Raw genomic sequence first — 19,004 nt, forward strand, 5'->3', positions numbered from 1 at the left:
GTACACACCATGTATGGAGGAAGCATATGAGCAAAAAGGTGACTGAAACTGTAGAAGAGCTTGTTTCACCGATTTTAGAGGATATGTCCCTGGAATTAGTGGAAGTGGAATACGTAAAAGAAGGGAAAAGCTGGTTTTTACGAGTATTTATTGATAAGGAAGGCGGCGTCGATATAGAGGACTGCGGCCAGGTTAGCGAAAAACTTAGTGAAAAGCTGGACGAAGTGGACCCTATTCCTCAAAACTACTTTCTCGAAGTATCTTCACCGGGGGCTGAACGCCCGTTAAAAAAAGACCAGGACTATGAAAAGGCCATCGGGAAAAATGTTTACATAAAGACATATGAACCTATTTCCGGTGAAAAAGAATTCGAAGGAATCCTTACCGGGTTCGACGGCAATGAAGTAACGCTGGAAATAACGATAAAAACAAGAAAAAAAACTGTGTCCATTCCGTTTGAAAAAGTAGCAAAAGCGAGGCTTGCCGTCACTTTTTCTTAAACGTTCCAGATAATATCAAAAAGGGGGATCAATATGAGCAGTGAGTTAATGGATGCTCTAAATATTTTGGAAACAGAGAAAGGGATTTCTCGCGACATTTTAATTGAAGCAATTGAAGCGGCATTGATTTCCGCTTACCGCCGCAATTTCAATCAAGCGCAAAATGTGCGGATTGATATGAATCTTGAAAAGGGTACAATGCGGGTTTTTGCAAGAAAAGATGTCGTCGACGAGGTGTTTGACCCTCGGCTTGAAATTTCTCTTGAAGAAGCTAAAAGAATCAATCCGAACTATCAGATAGAAGATGTAGTCGAGCTTGAAGTGACCCCAAAGGATTTTGGGCGCATTGCAGCCCAGACTGCAAAGCAGGTAGTGACACAGCGTGTAAGGGAAGCTGAAAGAGGAATCATCTATTCTGAATTCATCGATCGAGAAGAAGATATCATGACGGGCATTGTCCAGCGCCAGGATTCCCGTTTCATCTATGTAAGCCTTGGCAAGATTGAAGCATTGCTTCCTGTAAATGAGCAAATGCCAAATGAGCAGTACAAGCCTCATGACAGGATTAAGGTGTTCCTGACCAAAGTCGAAAAGACTTCCAAGGGACCGCAAATCTTCGTTTCACGCACTCATCCGGGCTTATTGAAGCGCCTATTCGAAATAGAAGTGCCTGAAATCTTCGATGGCACGGTGGAAATTAAGTCTGTTGCTCGTGAAGCTGGTGACAGGTCGAAAATATCTGTCCATTCCGATAATGAGGAAGTCGATCCAGTCGGGTCTTGTGTTGGTCAAAAGGGCCAGCGTGTGCAGGCGATCGTCAATGAACTTAAGGGTGAGAAGATCGATATTGTAAAATGGTCTGAAGACCCTGTAGTGTTTGTGGCGAACGCCTTAAGTCCTTCAAAGGTCTTGGAAGTTATCGTGAATGAGGATGACAAAGCTACAACTGTCATTGTTCCTGATTATCAACTTTCCCTGGCAATAGGCAAAAGGGGACAAAATGCCCGCCTTGCAGCCAAGTTAACAGGATGGAAGATTGATATTAAGAGTGAAACGGAGGCCCGTGATGCGGGAATCTATCCTGTAGAGGAACAGGAGTTTCTTTTAAGCAGGGACAGCTATGATACTGACGATGACTACAATGAAGATAATGAGTAATACAAGAGGTGATCGATTATGAAGAAGATTCCAATGCGCAAATGTGTGGCTACGGGAGAAATGAAGCCTAAGAAAGAACTGATCCGTATCGTCCGGAACAAAGAAGGAGAAGTCGGCATTGATCCTACGGGAAAGAAATCAGGGCGCGGGGCTTATCTATCACTGGACCGCGATGCCATAATGCTTGCAAAAAAGAAAAATATACTTTCGGGCCAGCTTGGAGCGACTATCGATCCCTCACTATATGAACAGTTACTAGAATTAGTGGATAAGGAGAAACATTCTACTCCATGAACGGGCAAAAATGGATGTCTTTATTAGGTTTGGCAAATCGAGCGCGCAAGATCATTTCCGGAGAAGAATTAGTGGTAAAGGAAGTAAGAAGCGGACGGGCAAAATTAGTTATTCTCGCAGCAGATGCTTCCTCCAATACGGAAAAAAAAATCTCTGATAAATGCAGTTATTATAAAGTGCCTTTAACAAAAGTAGAAAATCGTTCACTGCTTGGCCAGGCGATAGGTAAAGAAGCCAGGGTCACAGTAGCAGTTCTGGATGAAGGCTTTGCCCGAAAACTACAGACGTTGCTCGATTAAATTTTACGGGGGTGAACGTATGACCAAATTGCGTGTTTATGAATATGCAAAACAACATAATGTATCCAGCAAGGATGTTATTACAAAACTTAAAGAAATGAATATAGAGGTATCAAACCATATGGCAACTTTAGAAGACTCTACTGTAAATAAATTAAATGAATCATTCCAACCAAAAGAAGAGAAAAAGGAGGAAGCAAAAAAAACTGCGGCCGCCATTTCCTCACAGCCACGCCCATCTTCCACCCTGGAATCCTACGAGGCTGAGGCCGATGACAATACAGGTGTTGTGAAAACAACAGAAAAGATCCAAAAGAAACCAATTCCGAAGCCTGTTTCTGGAAAGAAAACAGTCCAGGAAAACCAGAAAAAAGAATCCAAGGTTTTCAAAGGAAAAAATAACAATAACAACAACCGCAATAGAAACAACAAACAAAGGCCTCAACAGCAGCAGGCACCTGTTCAAAAGAGAAAAGAAAGGGAACTTCCTGCGAAGATCACGTTTACAGAATCATTGACGGTTGCCGAATTGGCTAAAAAGCTATACAGGGAGCCATCCGAAATTATTAAAAAGCTCTTTATGCTTGGCGTGATGGCAACAATAAACCAAACTCTTGATAAGGATGCCATCGAGCTTATTGCCAGCGAATACGGCGTTGAAGTGGAAGAACAAATTCTTGTTGATATAACTGACCTTGAAGCATTGGTAACTGATGATAATGCAGAAGATTTGGTTGAGCGCCCATCTGTTGTTACGATTATGGGTCACGTCGACCATGGTAAAACAACCTTGCTTGACTCCATTCGGAACACAAAGGTTACGGAGGGTGAAGCTGGCGGGATTACACAGCATATCGGCGCTTACCAGGTTGTCGTAAACGACAAAAAAATAACCTTCCTGGATACTCCAGGCCACGCAGCCTTCACGACAATGCGTGCACGCGGAGCGAAGGTAACAGATATTACCATCCTTGTAGTGGCTGCCGATGATGGTGTTATGCCACAAACAGTTGAAGCCATCAACCATGCGAAAGCCGCAGAAGTGCCAATCATCGTTGCAGTCAACAAGATGGATAAACCAGCTGCCAATCCTGACCGCGTTATGCAGGAACTGACTGAACACGGACTGGTTCCGGAAGCGTGGGGAGGAGATACTATCTTCGTTCCAATCTCTGCTAAAACGGGAGAGGGAATTGATAGCCTTCTTGAAATGATCCTTCTTGTCGGGGAAGTGGAAGAGTACAAGGCGAACCCTAATAGAAACGCAATTGGTACGGTTATTGAAGCACAGCTGGATAAAGGCCGGGGTGTAGTAGCTACCCTCCTCGTCCAGACAGGAACTTTGAAGATTGGGGATCCAATCGTTGTAGGAAATTCATTCGGACGTGTCAGAGCCATGGTTAACGATCTTGGCCGCCGCGTGAAAGATGCAGGTCCTTCTACACCGGTTGAAATTACTGGTTTAAATGAAGTGCCTCAGGCAGGGGATAGATTCATCGTCTTCGCTGATGAAAAAACTGCCCGCCAGGTGGGAGAAGCAAGAGCCCAGAAACAGCTGGCTTCTCAGCGCAACGAAAAATCCCGGGTGACGCTTGATACTTTGTTTGAACAAATGAAACAAGGGGAAATGAAAGAACTAAACATCATTCTTAAAGCTGATGTTCAGGGTTCTGCGGAAGCGCTGGCTGCTTCACTGCAGAAAATTGAAGTAGAAGGTGCTAACATCAAAATTATCCACGCTGGTGTTGGGGCCATAACCGAATCCGATATTATTCTTGCGACTGCATCCAATGCGATCGTCATCGGGTTCAATGTACGTCCTGATGCGAATGCAAAACGTGCCGCAGAATCAGAAAATGTGGATATACGTTTACACCGGATCATCTATAAAGTTATAGAAGAAATTGAAGCAGCCATGAAGGGTATGCTTGATCCTGAGTTCCAGGAGAAAGTGATTGGCCAGGCAGAAGTGCGTACTACATTTAAAGTATCCAAAGTAGGCACCATTGCTGGTTCTTATGTAACTGATGGGAAAATTACCCGCGATAGCGGAGTCCGCTTGATCCGTCAGGGCGTTGTAATCTTCGAAGGTGAAATTGATGCTTTGAAACGCTTTAAAGATGATGTGAAAGAAGTTGCTCAAAACTATGAGTGCGGAATCACAATCAAAAACTTCAATGATGTCAAAGAAGGAGATATCATCGAAGCTTATGTAATGGAAGAAATAGAACGTAAATGATTATATGTTCTGCGAAGTGTGAGTGCATTATTTATGATGCCCATTCCCTGAAAGAAAAACGTGCGGTTCTTCAAAGAATTATGTCTCGCCTCAAGCAGAAATATAATGTCTCGGTAGCGGAGGTCGGCCATCAGGATGTTTGGCAGCGTACGGAAATTGCCATGGTGACGGTCACCTCCTCCCGGATGGCTACTGAGAGAGAATTGCAGAATGCCCTGCAATTTCTAGATTCTTTTCCGGAGATAGAGCGTACAATAACAGATATAGAATGGCTATAAAGGTAGCGAGGTGATTTTATGAGCCTTCGTGCGAATCGTGTTGGCGAACAGATGAAGAAAGAACTTGGAGAAATAATTGGCCGTAAAATTAAGGACCCCCGTATCGGTTTCGTAACTGTTACAGATGTACAGGTTACTGGGGATCTTCAGCAGGCTACCGTTTACATCTCCGTTTTGGGGAACGAGGAGCAGCGAGAAAATACCTTGAAGGGCCTTGCAAAGGCAAAGGGTTTTATCAGGTCTGAAATCGGACAAAGAATCCGCTTGCGCAAGACTCCTGAAATCGCATTTGAATTTGATGAATCCATTGACTATGGAAACAGAATTGAAACGTTAATCCATCAAATACATGCGGATCAAAAGCCATCAAACAAAGATGGCGAGTAAGATCGGTTAGTAAATCCTTGAATATGAAATAATATATTTTGCAGCATGCCTGCTAGAAAAAGGGATAGACAGTTTGTCTATCTTTTTTTCTGCAGACTGCTGTACATAATCACATTTTTACGTTATTGGCCTTTTGTGGGCTCAAGTTGAGGTGAATTTTATGGATGGAATTTTGCCATTAGTAAAACCAAAGGGAATGACTTCCCATGATTGCGTGTTTAAACTTCGCAAGATTTTAAAGACGAAAAAAGTAGGTCATACAGGGACACTCGACCCGGATGTTACCGGTGTTCTTCCTATTTGCATAGGAAGGGCAACTAAAATTGCTGAATATATAACGGAAGCAGGCAAGGCCTATGAAGGGGAAGTAACGCTTGGATTCTCGACGACAACCGAAGATGCCAGCGGAGAAAAGGTTGCAGAAGTAAGCATACAAGAAACCATCCGCAGGGAAAAAATACTGCAAGTAGTGGATTCTCTGACGGGTGAGATCCAACAAATACCCCCAATGTATTCGGCCGTTAAAGTGAATGGGAAAAAGTTATATGAATATGCCCGTGCCGGCATCGAGGTAGTGAGACCGGTAAGGAATGTGACCATATATGAGTTTCAGCTGCTGGATGAGCGTACGGAATTTACAGGCGAAACGATATCGTTCAGATTCCGGGTGGCTTGCAGCAAAGGAACCTATATTCGCACCCTTGCTGTTATGATTGGTGAGAAGCTGGGTTATCCGGCTCATATGTCAGACCTTGTAAGAATCCAGGCGGCTGGATTTACCCTGGAGGACTGCAAGACATTTGAACAAATCGAGAGCCTAATGAAAGAGGGCAGGACTTCAGAATTTCTTCTGCCGTTGGAACAGGGCCTGAATAATTTGCCGAAATATGAGATAAATGATACAGTAGCAGGGAAAGTCAAAAATGGAGCTGTCCTTGAACAGCCAGCCGATTTGTCAGTGGAAAAAGGCGAGCCATTTGTAATGATCCATAAGGGAAAAGCGCTGGCCATTTATCAAATCCATCCTGCTAAAGAAAATAAGATTAAACCTGTAAAAGTGTTATTTCAGGATTAAGACAGAGCTTTTCCGGAAAGAGGAGATTGTCACGTGAAAGTTATAGGAATAGAACATCCGCATCAATTTAACCCGGATGATTATCCCAAGCTTGTTATGGCGCTAGGCTTTTTTGACGGGGTACATAAAGGGCATCAAAAAGTCATTCAAACTGCGATTGATGTAGCGGAAAAAGACGGAATGAAATCGGCAGTCATGACTTTTGATCCACATCCTTCCGCTGTTCTTGGAAAAAATGATAAACATATTCGGTATATCACCCCAATCCAGGACAAGATTCAACTGATAAAAGACATGGGAGTGGATTATCTGTTTGTCGTCCATTTTACGACGAAGTTTGCGTCCTTGCTTCCACAGGATTTTATCGATCAATATATCGTGAATCTAAATGTCCAGCATGTAGTCGCCGGATTTGATTACTCATACGGTAAATACGGTGAAGGCAAGATGGACACGATGCATTCATATACCCAGGGCCGTTTTTCATACACTATTGTTGAAAAACAGACAATGGAAGATAGCAAAGTAAGTTCAACGCGAATCAGGTCAATCCTTGAAACAGGCAATTTTACTGAATTCAAGCGGTTAACCGGCAGATTCTACCTGACGCGGGGCACAGTGGGCCATGGTGAAAAAAGGGGAAGGCAGTTAGGATTTCCGACGGCAAACGTAGAAGTTAGTGACAATTATATTTTTCCCGCCACCGGAGTGTATGCCGTACGGCTGCATGTTATGGGCCAATGGTACGACGGGGTCTGCAATGTAGGCTATAAACCAACCTTTCACGACGTTAAGCCGGAAACTCCATCTGTCGAGGTTCATATCCTTGGTTTTTCCGGTGATATATACGGAGAATCTGTTAAAGTGGAATGGCATAAACGTCTTAGAAGCGAGAAAAAATTCAATGGACTCGAAGAGCTTAAAACACAGATTGATCAAGACAGACAGGAAGCTGAATCTTATTTCGGCAGATTGTAGTTTTATACTTGCAATTCTCTTTTAAAAGAGGTATGCTATGTATTGTATGAAAATAACCGTTGCTTGGCTAGTCGAGTCACCGACGCTAGCGAGGTAATAGGGGATTTTAATGAAATTTAGGAGGTGAAAAGGATGGCTATTACACAAGAGCGTAAAAATGAAATTATCAACGAGTTCAGAACTCATGACACTGACACTGGTTCACCAGAAGTTCAGATCGCTGTCCTAACAGAAGAAATCAATAACTTGAACGACCATTTGCGCACACATAAGAAAGATCACCACTCACGTCGCGGTCTTTTGAAAATGGTTGGTAGACGTCGTAATTTATTAACTTACCTACGTAATAAAGACGTTACTCGTTACCGTGAACTTATCAACAAACTAGGTTTGCGTCGATAATTTTTTCAAAAAAGCGGGATTTATCCCGCTTTTTTGTTAGCTTTTAATTTTGAATATGTCTGGACTAACTTCGAAAGGCAGCCAAAATAGATCTTTTTGAAACACTACCAAGCTCATTGGAATAGTAAAAAAGGATTTGTCAGCATGACTCGAATTGGTCCTTCTACATAGATAGCATGAAGGAATGTATGAAAATAGCAGAGAATTTACATAATTAACCCTTAATTACTGTTATCGCTTGTTCTTTTCGTGCATAATAAAAGTAACTGCATCCAAATTTAGAGTTCAACATTTTTTGACATATACATGATTTTTGATTGACAAGGTTCAGGTGAAATACCAGGCCTCTATAGTGAAGAAACAGAGAGGGGTTTTTTTAAAAATGTCACAGGATAAGAAAACTTATTCATTCGACTGGGCCGGAAGGCAGCTGATTGTCGAAGCAGGGCAATTGGCTAAGCAGGCTAACGGGGCAGTCCTTATAAGATATGGAGACACAGCTGTTTTAAGTACGGCAACAGCTTCCAAGGAACCTAAAAATGTAGATTTTTTCCCGCTGACAGTCAATTATGAGGAAAGATTATATGCGGTAGGGAAAATCCCTGGAGGGTTTATTAAGCGTGAAGGAAGACCAAGTGAAAAAGCCATCTTGGCGAGCCGCCTGATTGACCGTCCGATCCGCCCTTTGTTTGCGGACGGATTCAGAAACGATGTACAGGTAATCAGCATTGTGATGAGCGTTGATCAAAATTGCTCATCTGAGATGGCTGCGATGTTTGGTTCCTCACTAGCTTTAAGCATTTCCGACATCCCATTTGAAGGACCCATTGCAGGTGTCGTGGTAGGTCGTATAGACAATGAATTCATTATTAATCCTACTGCAGAGCAATTGGAAAACAGCGACATAAATTTAACCGTCGCTGGCACAAAGGATGCCATCAACATGGTTGAAGCAGGCGCTAATGAAGTTCCTGAGGAAGTGATGCTTGAAGCCATTATGTATGGACATGAACATATTAAGCAGCTGATAGAATTCCAGGAGCAGATTGCTTCGGAAATTGGCAAAGAGAAGTTGGAAATAAAACTATATGAGATTGACGCAGAATTAACAGCCGAAATTAAGGCTGCCTGTGAACAAGACATTAACACCGCGGTCCAGGTGCAGGAAAAGCATGCCCGGGAATCAGCAATTAAAGAAGTAAAAGACCGTATCATAGCCGAATATGAGGAAAAAGAGGCCGATGAACAACAGCTTAAGCAAGTCAAGGAAATATTGAATAAATTAGTCAAAAATGAAGTGCGCCGCCTAATAACAGAAGAAAAAGTACGTCCTGATGGCCGTAACCCTGATGAAATCAGGCCGCTTTCTTCGGAAGTAGGGCTTCTGTCGCGTACTCATGGGTCCGGCTTATTCACAAGAGGACAAACACAGGCCCTATCAATTTGTACATTAGGGGCACTGGGAGATGTCCAGATTTTGGATGGTCTGGGGACGGAAGAATCAAAAAGATTTATGCACCATTACAACTTCCCTCAATTTTCTGTAGGAGAAACAGGTCCAATCAGGGGGCCGGGACGCAGAGAAATTGGGCATGGTGCATTGGGTGAGCGTGCACTTGAGCCAGTCATACCTGCTGAAAAGGATTTTCCTTATACTATGCGATTAGTTTCTGAAGTTCTGGAATCCAACGGTTCTACTTCACAGGCTAGTATTTGCGCAAGTACATTGGCATTAATGGATGCTGGTGTACCGATTAAGGCTCCTGTCGCAGGTATTGCAATGGGTCTTGTAAAATCAGGAGAACACTACACAATTCTTACTGATATTCAAGGTATGGAAGACCATCTGGGAGATATGGATTTTAAAGTTGCCGGTACTTCCAAGGGAGTAACCGCACTCCAGATGGACATTAAAATTGAGGGGCTATCCAGAGAGATTCTTGAAGAAGCATTACTTCAGGCTAAAAAAGGCCGTATGCATATCCTGGATTCCATGCTTTCCACTATTGAGCAGCCGCGTGGAGAATTGAGCCGTTATGCACCAAAAATACTAACTATGACCATAAATCCGGATAAAATCCGTGACGTCATTGGACCAAGCGGTAAACAGATCAACAAAATCATTGAAGAGACCGGCGTAAAGATTGATATTGAGCAGGACGGAACAGTATTTATTTCATCTGTGGATGAAGAAATGAATCAGAAGGCCAAGAAGATCATTGAAGATATTGTTCGCGAGGTAGAGGTTGGCCAAATGTATCTAGGCAAAGTTAAGCGTATAGAGAAATTTGGGGCCTTTGTAGAAATCTTCAATGGCAAGGATGGTCTAGTCCACATTTCTGAACTTGCAGAAGAGCGAGTCGGCAAGGTCGAAGATGTCGTCTCCATAGGAGATGAAATTCTCGTAAAGGTTACAGAAATTGACAAACAGGGAAGAGTAAATCTCTCCAGAAAAGCAGTACTCAAAGAGCAAAAAGAATCGGCCAATAACCCGGAAAGTTAATTGGAACCTGCTGGAGCATGCGGTATCTTATACGGATCCGCATGCTTTTTTATCGGTAAATAAATGTGAAAGGCATAAACTTTATCGTTCATACAAATACATAGTAAAAGGCACCCGTTGTGCGGCTGACCACCTGCTGTTCTACCTTGTCCGAAACCTTCATACATATAGTATGAAGGAGGCAAGAGCCATGAATAATAATTGGAAGAAGATTGTTGTGATTTGTACCATTTCCGGTATATCATGGATATTGGTTCAAAATCCTTATACCGATAAATATCTGGCCGGTTTAAGATCAGAGGCTGTTCTTACCGTAAAACAGAAAGATCCTCTTCTTGCTGAAATTGAAGCAAAAGCAGGCAATTATGAATATCCGCCCCAGGATGCAAGGATTGATTCAATATGGAAAGCCGTTCCAGGGTACAATGGTATAAAGGTAGATATCAAAGCTTCATACAAGATTATGAAAAAGTCATCAAAATTTGATGAAAAGAAACTGATTTTTATCCAGCTTCCGCCCTCCAGGCATTTGGAGGACCTGCCATCAGCGCCTATTTACCGGGCTCACCCTGATAAGCCGGTAGTTTCGTTTATTGTAAACGTAGCCTGGGGAAATGAATATTTGACGAAAATGCTGGCGACTCTCAAGGAGCACGGAGTAAAAGCTACCTTTTTTCTGGAGGGAAGATGGGCAAAAAATAATCCAGAACTTGTGAAAATGATTGAGGAGGGTGGCCATGAGATTGGCAATCATTCCTACTCCCACCCTGATATGAAAACTTTGTCTTCGGAGGCTTCAAAAAATGAGATTCAAAAAACGAACGAAGTGATTCATGCTGTTACAAACGGCGTTAAAAGCAAATGGTTCGCACCTCCTAGCGGCAGTTATCGGGAAGAAACTGTAAACATAGCTGCATCTCTCGGAATGGGAACCATAATGTGGAGTGTGGATACGATAGATTGGCAAAAGCCTAGTCCTGACATCCTCATCAACCGGGTTGTATCCAAAGTGCATCCTGGAGCATTTGTGCTCATGCATCCAACTGACTCTACAGCCAGGTCGCTGGATACATTAATTAAAGAAATAAAGAAAAAGAATTTACATATCATGACTGTTTCGGACGCACTGAGTGAAAAGAGAATAATCCGTTAAAGCCGGGACTATAGCAGATTGTTCGACAATAAGGACATATAATGAAATAATAAGGGAAATAAACCAAAATTTATTACAACAATGATTGATTTCCGTAAACTTTGCGGAATAGGGAGGAATGTTAATTGATCAAAAGATATACATGCCAAAATGGAGCCAGAATTGTCCTTGAAAATATTCCAACTGTCCGCTCTGTGGCAATTGGGGTCTGGATTAAAACAGGATCACGTCACGAAAATCCGGAACTGAATGGAATTTCTCATTTCCTTGAACATATGTTTTTTAAGGGAACCAGTACAAGAAGTGCAAGGGAAATTGCTGAATCCTTTGACAGTATTGGCGGCCAGGTGAATGCCTTTACTTCAAAAGAATATACTTGCTATTACGCAAAGGTGCTTGATAACCATGCAAGCTATGCCTTAGAAATTTTATCTGATATGTTCTTTAATTCCGTCTTTGATGAGGAAGAGTTAAAGAAGGAAAAGAACGTTGTATTAGAAGAAATAAAAATGTACGAAGATACACCAGATGATATAGTCCATGACTTGCTAAGCCAGGCGGTATATGAAAACCATCCCCTTGGCTACCCGATATTAGGGACTGAGGAAACACTTGAAACATTTAACAGTGATACAATGAAGAAGTATGTACATGACATGTATACTCCGGATAAAGTGGTCATCTCCATTGCCGGGAATGTCGATGATGCTTTCATCAAGGAAGTGGAAGATTATTTTGGAAAGTACGAAGGTGGTTCAGGCCACGGACATTTAGAAAAACCAAGCTTTCACCAGAATATATTGACACGTAAAAAGGAAACAGAGCAAGCCCATCTTTGTCTCGGTTTTCCTGGCCTTCAAATAGGCCATAAGGATGTTTACAGCCTGATTGTTCTTAACAACATCCTTGGAGGCAGCATGTCAAGCAGGCTATTTCAAGAGGTAAGGGAGCAGCGCGGGCTGGCTTATTCCGTGTATTCCTATCATTCCGGATACCAGGACAGCGGAATGGTCACAATTTATGGCGGAACAGGGGCCAATCAGCTTGACAGCTTATACGAAACCATCCAAGAAACATTAAGTACACTTAAGCGGGATGGCATTTCCGAGAAAGAATTAAGAAACAGCAAAGAACAACTAAAAGGCAGCCTGATGCTAAGTTTGGAAAGCACGAACAGCCGCATGAGCAGAAATGGGAAAAATGAACTTCTGTTGGAAAATCACAAATCGCTGGATGAAATTATTGAGCTGATAGATGAAGTAACGGAAGAAACAGTAAATGCAATGGGCAACAAGATTTTTACCGAGCAGTATTCAGTATCTTTAATCAGTCCGCTTGATGAGTGGAAAATCAATAGGTAAATAAGCTTTTGGCAAAAAGCAGGATCAGGTGTCCTGTTTTTTGCCTTTTTGTGTCTTGTTCGTGTATCGGTGCAAAACTGTGATACAGTACCTCCCCTACAGGAAAAATTGTCTTCTAATTAATTGTCGTATGCTATATAGATAAGTAACGGGACAAAGAGGGAGGCAGGCTTTATGCGATTAAGCGAATTAAGCGGAAAGGAAATAGTTGACCTTAAACGTGCCGAACGTTTGGGCATACTGGGACAGACAGACTTGGAAATTAATGAGAATGGGCAGATCACCGCCTTGATCATTCCTTCCGTTAAGTGGTTTGGCCTGAAAAAGAACGGAGCAGAGGTCAGGGTACCATGGAGGCACATTAAAAAAATTGGTACTGATATGATCATCATCGATATACCTGACGAAGTCGATGTTCATCCGCTTGCATTGCCGGGAAAAGTAAAACTACCGGATTGAATAGTTACACGAAAGCCGCCCTTAGGGCGGTTTTTTTTGTTCTTGCGGCTTGGGAGATTTTTTAAACAAACTATGCAAATGCCTATAGGGACGAGTCACCTCTTGAATTCATCATTCATAATATGGAAGGGTAAAATCGGAAATTAAGACAGAAAAGATTATTTGCAGTTTTTATGGCTGCCCAATACAGCAACAAGATGCAAGTGGTACCGCTCATCGTCGGATGAACCTTATATCAAGCCAGTTTGTTAGATTTATATTAACAAGTCGTTTTCATTGAACAGGGTCTTTATTCCCGCAAACTTGCCAGGTAGGCAATGCCTTTTAGTACGGATACAGAGCTCTATGTAAACGGCTAACCCGGTACTTGAAGCATCATTAGGAGCGTTTCATTTTGTAAACATACTTTTCGAATTTCAGGGTTGCTTATTTCGAAAAAAAGAAGGTGAAATAATTATGCTCACAGGCATGCAAATAGCAGTTATAGGCGGTGATGCAAGACAGCTTGAAGTGGTCAGGAAGCTTACCGAACTAGATGCGAAGCTATTCCTGGTAGGTTTCGAGCAGCTGGACCATTCATTTACGGGAGCAGTTAAGGAAAGTCTGGGGAGCCTCGAACTATCAGAAATAGATACCATTATTCTGCCCGTGCCAGGCACAGGTTCTGACGGCAAGGTGGAAACTATTTTTTCCAGCGAAGATGTCATCATTACCGAAGAGATTATCTCCAAAACACCGCCTCATTGTACGATCTATTCAGGAATCAGCAATGATTATCTAAATGGAATCATCAAAAAGGCGAAAAGGCGGCTAGTCAAGCTGTTTGAGAGGGATGATGTGGCCATATATAACTCAATACCAACTGTGGAAGGCACGATCATGATGGCGATCCAGCACACAGATTTCACCATACATGGATCCAATGTAGTAGTCCTTGGCTTTGGCCGGACAGGAATGAGCGTGTCGCGTACATTTCAGGCCTTGGGGGCAAAGGTGAAAGTAGGAGCAAGAAAAAGTGAGGACCTCGCCAGAATAACTGAAATGGCAATGACACCATTCCATTTGAGTAATCTAGCAGAGAATGTCAGGGATGTAGATATCTGCATAAATACGATTCCTTTTCCTATTGTTACTGCTTCGATACTAGCCAATATGCCGGTTCATACTCTGTTGATTGATCTCGCCTCTAAACCGGGAGGCACAGATTTTCGATACGCGGAAAAGCGGGGAATTAAGGCGTTATTGGCTCCTGGTCTTCCAGGTATTGTAGCTCCCAAGACCGCCGGCCAGATTCTTGCAAATGTTCTTTCACAACTTATTGAGGAAGATATGCACATTAGAAAGGGGAAAAGCCAATGAGCTTGAAAGGGAAAAGAATCGGATTTGGTTTAACGGGATCGCATTGCACGTATGACATCGTATTTCCGGAAATTGAAAAACTCGTGGACGAAGGGGCCGAAGTAATTCCCATTGTCACATTTACTGTAAAGAACACAGAGACACGCTTCGGAAAAGGGGAAGATTGGATAGAACGCATTGAAAAATTAACAGGACATCATGTGGTCGATACCATCGTCAAGGCAGAGCCTTTGGGCCCAAAGCTTCCTTTGGACTGTATGGTCATCGCGCCAATGACCGGAAACTCCATGAGTAAAATGGCCAATGCACTTACGGATTCCCCTGTGTTGATGGCTGCGAAAGCAACGATGAGAAATCATAGGCCGGTAGTGCTTGCAATCTCCACCAACGATGCTCTTGGCTTGAACGGGGTTAATCTTATGCGGCTGATGGCTGCGAAGGATATTTATTTTGTACCGTATGGACAGGATGCTCCCGAAAAGAAACCAAACTCCATGGTAGCAAGGATGTCCATGATCAGAGATACCATAGTGGCCGCCATAAACGGGCAGCAAATTCAGCCTGTGATCGTAGAAAGATTCAGAGACCCTGAAACTATTTAAGTTACCTGCATGCAGATAAAGAACCATTAAGTAAAAAAGTTGTTTCATTGTTACGTTAATATGATAAAATTAATGATATTCTTGAATATAAAAAATAGCAGAAGCAATTATTTTCGCTTACACCTGCATGCAAAATTTGAAAAGGGGTATAACTGAATGACAGAACAACGCGGATTAAATGTGGCTGTAGTTGGTGCAACTGGTGCAGTTGGCCAGCAAATGTTAGCAACTTTAGAAAATAGAGATTTTCCAATTAACAAACTATTGTTATTATCTTCAGCCCGTTCAGCCGGAAAAAAGGTAGCTTTTAAAGGCGAAGAGTTTGTTGTGCAGGAAGCTACACCTGACAGCTTTGAGGGAATCGACATCGCTCTATTCAGTGCAGGAGGCAGCGTCTCCAAGGAATTGGCTCCTGAAGCAGTCAAGCGCGGAGCAATCGTAGTGGACAATACAAGTGCGTTCCGTATGGCAGAAGATGTCCCATTGGTTGTGCCGGAAGTGAACGAAGAAGATTTGAGGCTTCACAAAGGAATTATTGCCAACCCTAACTGCTCTACCATACAAATGGTTGCTGCTTTGGAACCTGTCAGAAAAGCTTTCGGGTTAACCAAGGTGGTAGTATCGACATATCAAGCAGTTTCCGGCGCGGGTGCTGCTGCGATCAACGAACTTTTGGACCAGTCACAGCAGATTTTGAATGGGGAAAGCATCAATCCGTCCGTCCTGCCTGTAAAAGCTGGCAACAAGCATCATCAAATTGCATTTAATGTAATTCCGCAAATTGATAAATTTGAAGAAAATGGATTTACCTACGAAGAAATGAAGATGATCAATGAAACCAAAAAAATCATGCATATGCCACAATTGTCTGTGGCTGCTACATGTGTCCGCCTTCCTGTAGTGACCGGACATTCTGAATCTGTTTATATCGAAGTAGAGAGCAATGATGCAAGTGCAGAACAGATTAAAGAATTGTTAAGAAACGCTCCGGGGATTATCCTAGAAGATGAGCCTGAAAATCAGCTATACCCAATGCCTGCCAATGCAGTCGGCAAAAATGAAGTGTTTGTTGGGCGAATCCGTAAAGATCTTGACCAGCCAAATGGCTTTCATTTGTGGATCGTTTCAGATAATCTATTAAAAGGGGCAGCTTGGAATTCTGTCCAAATTGCTGAAAGTTTATTAAAGCTTGGCTTAGTAAACCTCAAGTAATTTGATGGATGATAATCCTCTACGAAGTATCCAATTATATATACTGATCATACAGACAACAGTCAGTCAGCTTTTCCAATGGAAAAGCTGGCTTATATTTGAGGTGTAGATATTATGAAAATCATCGTCCAGAAATTCGGTGGAACTTCTGTACGTGACGAAGACAGCAGAAAACACGCCATGAGGCACATCCAAAATGCTATACATGACGGCTATAAGGTGGTAGTCGTGGTTTCCGCAATGGGCCGTAAGGGAGAACCCTATGCCACTGATACACTCTTATCCTTGGTGGATGGTCCTGAGTCGAAGATTTCAAAACGAGAGCAGGACTTGTTGCTTTCAGTAGGAGAAACGATTTCATCCGTTGTGTTTACTAACATGCTTTTATCCAGTGGTATAAAGGCAGCTGCCTATACGGGTGCACAGGCTGGTTTCAGAACAAACAGCGACTTTACAAACGCCAAAATAATAGACATGAAATGTGAGCGGATTAAAAAAGATCTTGAAGAATATGACGCCATTGTAGTCGCAGGCTTCCAGGGTGCGGCGAAGAACGGGGACGTAACGACTTTAGGCAGGGGTGGCAGCGATACTTCTGCTTCTGCATTGGGAGCAGCCCTTAATGCAGAATGGGTGGATATTTTCACCGATGTTGATGGAATCATGACTGCAGATCCGCGAATTGCTGAAAACGCACGGCCGTTATCTTTTGTTACGTATAATGAAGTTTGCAATATGGCGTACCAGGGTGCAAAGGTCATTCACCCTCGTGCAGTGGAAATCGCCATGCAGGCAAAAGTGCCGATCAGAATCAGGTCCACTTATTCAGATGGCATTGGTACGATTGTAACAACGATTCATAAGGGCGGCCAGGGAAGTGATATACGTGAGAGGCTGGTCACAGGCATTGCTCATGTACCGAGAATCACCCAGATCAAGGTCAATGCGAAAGAAGGGCAGTATAATTTACAGGCTGAGGTTTTTAAAGCAATGGCTAATGCCACCATTTCTGTTGATTTTATAAACATCTATCCAAATGGAGTGGTTTACACCGTTGCAGAAGAAGCTACAGAGCGTGCAATAGCCATCCTGAGGGAATTGGGGCATGAACCTGCAGTCCAGGAAGGCTGTGCCAAGGTATCGGTTGTGGGAGCGGGAATTAATGGTGTTCCTGGCGTTGCAGCCAAAATCGTAACAGCTCTTTCTGAAAAAGGCATTGGCATATTGCAATCAGCTGACAGCCACACAACCATTTGGGTGCTTGTAAAAGAAGAAGACCTTGTGGAGGCAGTCAACGCCCTTCATGATGCTTTTGAGCTCCATAAAGATATGGCGGAATATAAAAAAACAGAGATATAAGCAAATACCTTATTTTGAAAACTTGAACAGGAACAAATATAAGAGGTGTATGTTATGGTGAATTTCGGCAAGGTGTCCACTGCAATGGTGACTCCATTCGATAAAAAAGGAAATATCGATTTTACAAAAACCACACAATTAGTCAATTACTTAATTGAAAATGGGACAGATTCAATTGTCCTGGCGGGTACCACAGGTGAGTCACCTACATTATCTTCCGAAGAAAAAATTGCCCTTCTTCGTCATGTGGCGAAAATAGTTGACAAACGAATCCCCATTATTATGGGGACTGGCAGCAATAATACGTACGCTTCGATCGAGTTAACCAAAAAGGCCGAAAAAAATGGCGCTGATGCGATCATGCTTGTAGGCCCGTATTACAACAAGCCGAACCAGGAAGGGCTATACCAGCATTTCAAAACGATTGCGGAGAGTACTTCGCTCCCTGTCATGGTGTACAATATTCCTGGAAGGTCCGTGGTAAACATTGCTCCGGAAACGGTCATAAGGCTGTCTAAAATCGATAATATCGTAGCGGTCAAAGAGGCAAGCGGCGACCTTCTGGCAATGACGGAAATCATTGCAGGTACAGATCCGGATTTTAAGCTGTACAGCGGCGATGATAGCATCACACTCCCTGTACTATCCATTGGTGGAGCTGGAGTGATATCGGTTGCGTCCCATATTATCGGAAATGAGCTGCAGCAAATGGTTGCTGCCTATGAAAATGGCAGCGTTAAAGAGGCTGCGCAAATGCACCAGAAGTTGCTTCCGATTATGAGAGGATTATTTAATGCGCCAAGTCCTGCACCGGTAAAAACTGCTCTGCAAATGAGGGGAATGGACGTCGGCTCAGTAAGGCTGCCGCTGGTGCCATTATCGGAGAAAGAGCGTAGTAGTTTAAGCCAGCTCCTACATCAATTATAATTTTTTGCCAAATCCTAGAGATTTGGCTTTTTTATATAATAATAATATTGACGGGTCAGCTATAACGGCTGGCCAACGTTTTATTTGAAAAGAACCACTTTTTACCCTTTTTACTCTACATATGTGTTAATAATCACATGGCGATTATCTTAATCTAAAGAAATATATAATTTCTTATCTGAAAAGCGTAAAGAACCTATTTTTTTGATCTGAATGGAGTGATTGCAGCCATTGCATCATCAACTCCAGAAAATTCTATGTCGGCAATGGTGTCGGTGTATATACGTTTCGCGGAAAAGGGTTTGCTTCGGCTGTTTTAGAAAAGTTGACTGGAGATGTATTAACAGAGGAAAGGAAAGGATACTATGTTTTTTTATGAAGTTCTGCTGCGGGCAGAATTTATAATAGAGCAGGTTTTCATACTATTGGAATGTGGAAGATGTATGTGAAGTAGAATTT

Annotated in this window: 19 protein-coding genes; all 19 read left to right on the forward strand. The window is 42.7% G+C overall.

Going from position 1 to position 19,004, the window contains the following annotated elements; all coding sequences use genetic code 11:
* Window positions 1-26 precede the first annotated feature (26 nt).
* The 19 genes from rimP to dapA all read left to right on the forward strand — a co-directional run bounded on the left by rimP (window position 27) and on the right by dapA (window position 18,545).
* A complete protein-coding gene (gene rimP, locus V1500_RS10250; protein ID WP_409305460.1) occupies window positions 27-500 on the forward strand; it encodes a ribosome maturation factor RimP in 474 nt (157 codons plus the stop codon).
* A gap of 33 nt (window positions 501-533) precedes the next feature.
* Window positions 534-1,658 carry a transcription termination factor NusA gene (gene nusA, locus V1500_RS10255; protein ID WP_409305461.1) on the forward strand — a complete coding sequence of 375 codons (1,125 nt, stop codon included), beginning with the start codon at window positions 534-536 and terminating at the stop codon, window positions 1,656-1,658.
* A gap of 18 nt (window positions 1,659-1,676) precedes the next feature.
* Window positions 1,677-1,952 carry an RNase P modulator RnpM gene (gene rnpM / locus V1500_RS10260; protein ID WP_409305462.1) on the forward strand — a complete coding sequence of 92 codons (276 nt, stop codon included), beginning with the start codon at window positions 1,677-1,679 and terminating at the stop codon, window positions 1,950-1,952.
* Window positions 1,949-2,251: a YlxQ family RNA-binding protein gene (locus V1500_RS10265; protein ID WP_409305463.1), complete on the forward strand. Its 303-nt coding sequence runs from the start codon at window positions 1,949-1,951 to the stop codon at window positions 2,249-2,251. Before rnpM ends, V1500_RS10265 begins: the two co-directional genes overlap by 4 nt.
* Before the next feature lie 19 nt (window positions 2,252-2,270).
* Complete coding sequence (gene infB, locus V1500_RS10270) at window positions 2,271-4,490, forward strand: translation initiation factor IF-2 (RefSeq protein ID WP_409305464.1); 2,220 nt, start codon at window positions 2,271-2,273, stop codon at window positions 4,488-4,490.
* On the forward strand, window positions 4,487-4,768 hold the full coding sequence (locus V1500_RS10275) for a DUF503 domain-containing protein (protein ID WP_409305465.1): 282 nt from the start codon (window positions 4,487-4,489) through the stop codon (window positions 4,766-4,768). The genes infB and V1500_RS10275 overlap by 4 nt, the downstream gene beginning before the upstream one ends.
* 18 nt (window positions 4,769-4,786) lie before the next feature.
* Entirely contained in the window at window positions 4,787-5,155 is a 369-nt protein-coding gene (gene rbfA / locus V1500_RS10280; RefSeq protein WP_409305466.1) for a 30S ribosome-binding factor RbfA, read from the forward strand.
* Between the two features lie 160 nt (window positions 5,156-5,315).
* The gene (truB, locus tag V1500_RS10285; protein WP_409305467.1) at window positions 5,316-6,230 is read left to right on the forward strand and encodes a tRNA pseudouridine(55) synthase TruB; all 915 of its coding nucleotides are present in this window, start codon (window positions 5,316-5,318) and stop codon (window positions 6,228-6,230) included.
* A gap of 33 nt (window positions 6,231-6,263) precedes the next feature.
* Entirely contained in the window at window positions 6,264-7,208 is a 945-nt protein-coding gene (gene ribF / locus V1500_RS10290) for a bifunctional riboflavin kinase/FAD synthetase (protein WP_409305468.1), read from the forward strand.
* A 132-nt stretch (window positions 7,209-7,340) separates the two neighbouring features.
* Window positions 7,341-7,610: a 30S ribosomal protein S15 gene (rpsO, locus tag V1500_RS10295; protein WP_409305469.1), complete on the forward strand. Its 270-nt coding sequence runs from the start codon at window positions 7,341-7,343 to the stop codon at window positions 7,608-7,610.
* A gap of 382 nt (window positions 7,611-7,992) precedes the next feature.
* The gene (gene pnp / locus V1500_RS10300) at window positions 7,993-10,113 is read left to right on the forward strand and encodes a polyribonucleotide nucleotidyltransferase (RefSeq protein WP_409305470.1); all 2,121 of its coding nucleotides are present in this window, start codon (window positions 7,993-7,995) and stop codon (window positions 10,111-10,113) included.
* A gap of 190 nt (window positions 10,114-10,303) precedes the next feature.
* Window positions 10,304-11,266 (forward strand): polysaccharide deacetylase family protein, encoded by a 963-nt coding sequence (locus V1500_RS10305; RefSeq protein ID WP_409305471.1) that lies wholly within the window; start codon window positions 10,304-10,306, stop codon window positions 11,264-11,266.
* 125 nt (window positions 11,267-11,391) lie between these two features.
* On the forward strand, window positions 11,392-12,627 hold the full coding sequence (locus V1500_RS10310; RefSeq protein WP_409305472.1) for a M16 family metallopeptidase: 1,236 nt from the start codon (window positions 11,392-11,394) through the stop codon (window positions 12,625-12,627).
* A gap of 174 nt (window positions 12,628-12,801) precedes the next feature.
* On the forward strand, window positions 12,802-13,086 hold the full coding sequence (locus tag V1500_RS10315; protein WP_409305473.1) for a YlmC/YmxH family sporulation protein: 285 nt from the start codon (window positions 12,802-12,804) through the stop codon (window positions 13,084-13,086).
* Window positions 13,087-13,542: 456 nt separating this feature from the next.
* Entirely contained in the window at window positions 13,543-14,445 is a 903-nt protein-coding gene (dpaA, locus tag V1500_RS10320) for a dipicolinic acid synthetase subunit A (RefSeq protein ID WP_409305474.1), read from the forward strand.
* A complete protein-coding gene (gene dpaB / locus V1500_RS10325) occupies window positions 14,442-15,047 on the forward strand; it encodes a dipicolinate synthase subunit B (protein ID WP_409305475.1) in 606 nt (201 codons plus the stop codon). The genes dpaA and dpaB overlap by 4 nt, the downstream gene beginning before the upstream one ends.
* Window positions 15,048-15,203: 156 nt before the next feature.
* Window positions 15,204-16,259, forward strand: a complete 1,056-nt coding sequence (gene asd, locus V1500_RS10330) for an aspartate-semialdehyde dehydrogenase (RefSeq protein WP_409305476.1) — start codon at window positions 15,204-15,206, stop codon at window positions 16,257-16,259.
* A 114-nt stretch (window positions 16,260-16,373) separates the two neighbouring features.
* Window positions 16,374-17,618: an aspartate kinase gene (gene dapG, locus V1500_RS10335; RefSeq protein WP_409305477.1), complete on the forward strand. Its 1,245-nt coding sequence runs from the start codon at window positions 16,374-16,376 to the stop codon at window positions 17,616-17,618.
* Window positions 17,619-17,672: 54 nt separating this feature from the next.
* Complete coding sequence (gene dapA, locus V1500_RS10340; RefSeq protein WP_409305478.1) at window positions 17,673-18,545, forward strand: 4-hydroxy-tetrahydrodipicolinate synthase; 873 nt, start codon at window positions 17,673-17,675, stop codon at window positions 18,543-18,545.
* The last annotated feature ends 459 nt before the right edge of the window (window positions 18,546-19,004 follow it).

Source organism: Peribacillus sedimenti (assembly GCF_046237635.1).
GTDB classification, from domain to species: Bacteria; Bacillota; Bacilli; order Bacillales; family DSM-1321; genus Peribacillus; species Peribacillus sedimenti.

Excerpts from the sequence above, each read along its gene's own strand:
- dapA (WP_409305478.1), top strand. The coding sequence starts at position 17,673 with ATGGTGAATTTCGGCAAGGTGTCCACTGCAATGGTGACTCCATTCGAT.
- rbfA (WP_409305466.1), top strand. The coding sequence starts at position 4,787 with ATGAGCCTTCGTGCGAATCGTGTTGGCGAACAGATGAAGAAAGAACTT.
- V1500_RS10275 (WP_409305465.1), top strand. The coding sequence starts at position 4,487 with ATGATTATATGTTCTGCGAAGTGTGAGTGCATTATTTATGATGCCCAT.
- truB (WP_409305467.1), top strand. The coding sequence starts at position 5,316 with ATGGATGGAATTTTGCCATTAGTAAAACCAAAGGGAATGACTTCCCAT.
- rpsO (WP_409305469.1), top strand. The coding sequence starts at position 7,341 with ATGGCTATTACACAAGAGCGTAAAAATGAAATTATCAACGAGTTCAGA.
- dpaB (WP_409305475.1), top strand. The coding sequence starts at position 14,442 with ATGAGCTTGAAAGGGAAAAGAATCGGATTTGGTTTAACGGGATCGCAT.
- rimP (WP_409305460.1), top strand. The coding sequence starts at position 27 with ATGAGCAAAAAGGTGACTGAAACTGTAGAAGAGCTTGTTTCACCGATT.
- asd (WP_409305476.1), top strand. The coding sequence starts at position 15,204 with ATGACAGAACAACGCGGATTAAATGTGGCTGTAGTTGGTGCAACTGGT.
- V1500_RS10315 (WP_409305473.1), top strand. The coding sequence starts at position 12,802 with ATGCGATTAAGCGAATTAAGCGGAAAGGAAATAGTTGACCTTAAACGT.
- infB (WP_409305464.1), top strand. The coding sequence starts at position 2,271 with ATGACCAAATTGCGTGTTTATGAATATGCAAAACAACATAATGTATCC.
- nusA (WP_409305461.1), top strand. The coding sequence starts at position 534 with ATGAGCAGTGAGTTAATGGATGCTCTAAATATTTTGGAAACAGAGAAA.
- V1500_RS10305 (WP_409305471.1), top strand. The coding sequence starts at position 10,304 with ATGAATAATAATTGGAAGAAGATTGTTGTGATTTGTACCATTTCCGGT.
- V1500_RS10265 (WP_409305463.1), top strand. The coding sequence starts at position 1,949 with ATGAACGGGCAAAAATGGATGTCTTTATTAGGTTTGGCAAATCGAGCG.
- rnpM (WP_409305462.1), top strand. The coding sequence starts at position 1,677 with ATGAAGAAGATTCCAATGCGCAAATGTGTGGCTACGGGAGAAATGAAG.
- dpaA (WP_409305474.1), top strand. The coding sequence starts at position 13,543 with ATGCTCACAGGCATGCAAATAGCAGTTATAGGCGGTGATGCAAGACAG.
- dapG (WP_409305477.1), top strand. The coding sequence starts at position 16,374 with ATGAAAATCATCGTCCAGAAATTCGGTGGAACTTCTGTACGTGACGAA.
- pnp (WP_409305470.1), top strand. The coding sequence starts at position 7,993 with ATGTCACAGGATAAGAAAACTTATTCATTCGACTGGGCCGGAAGGCAG.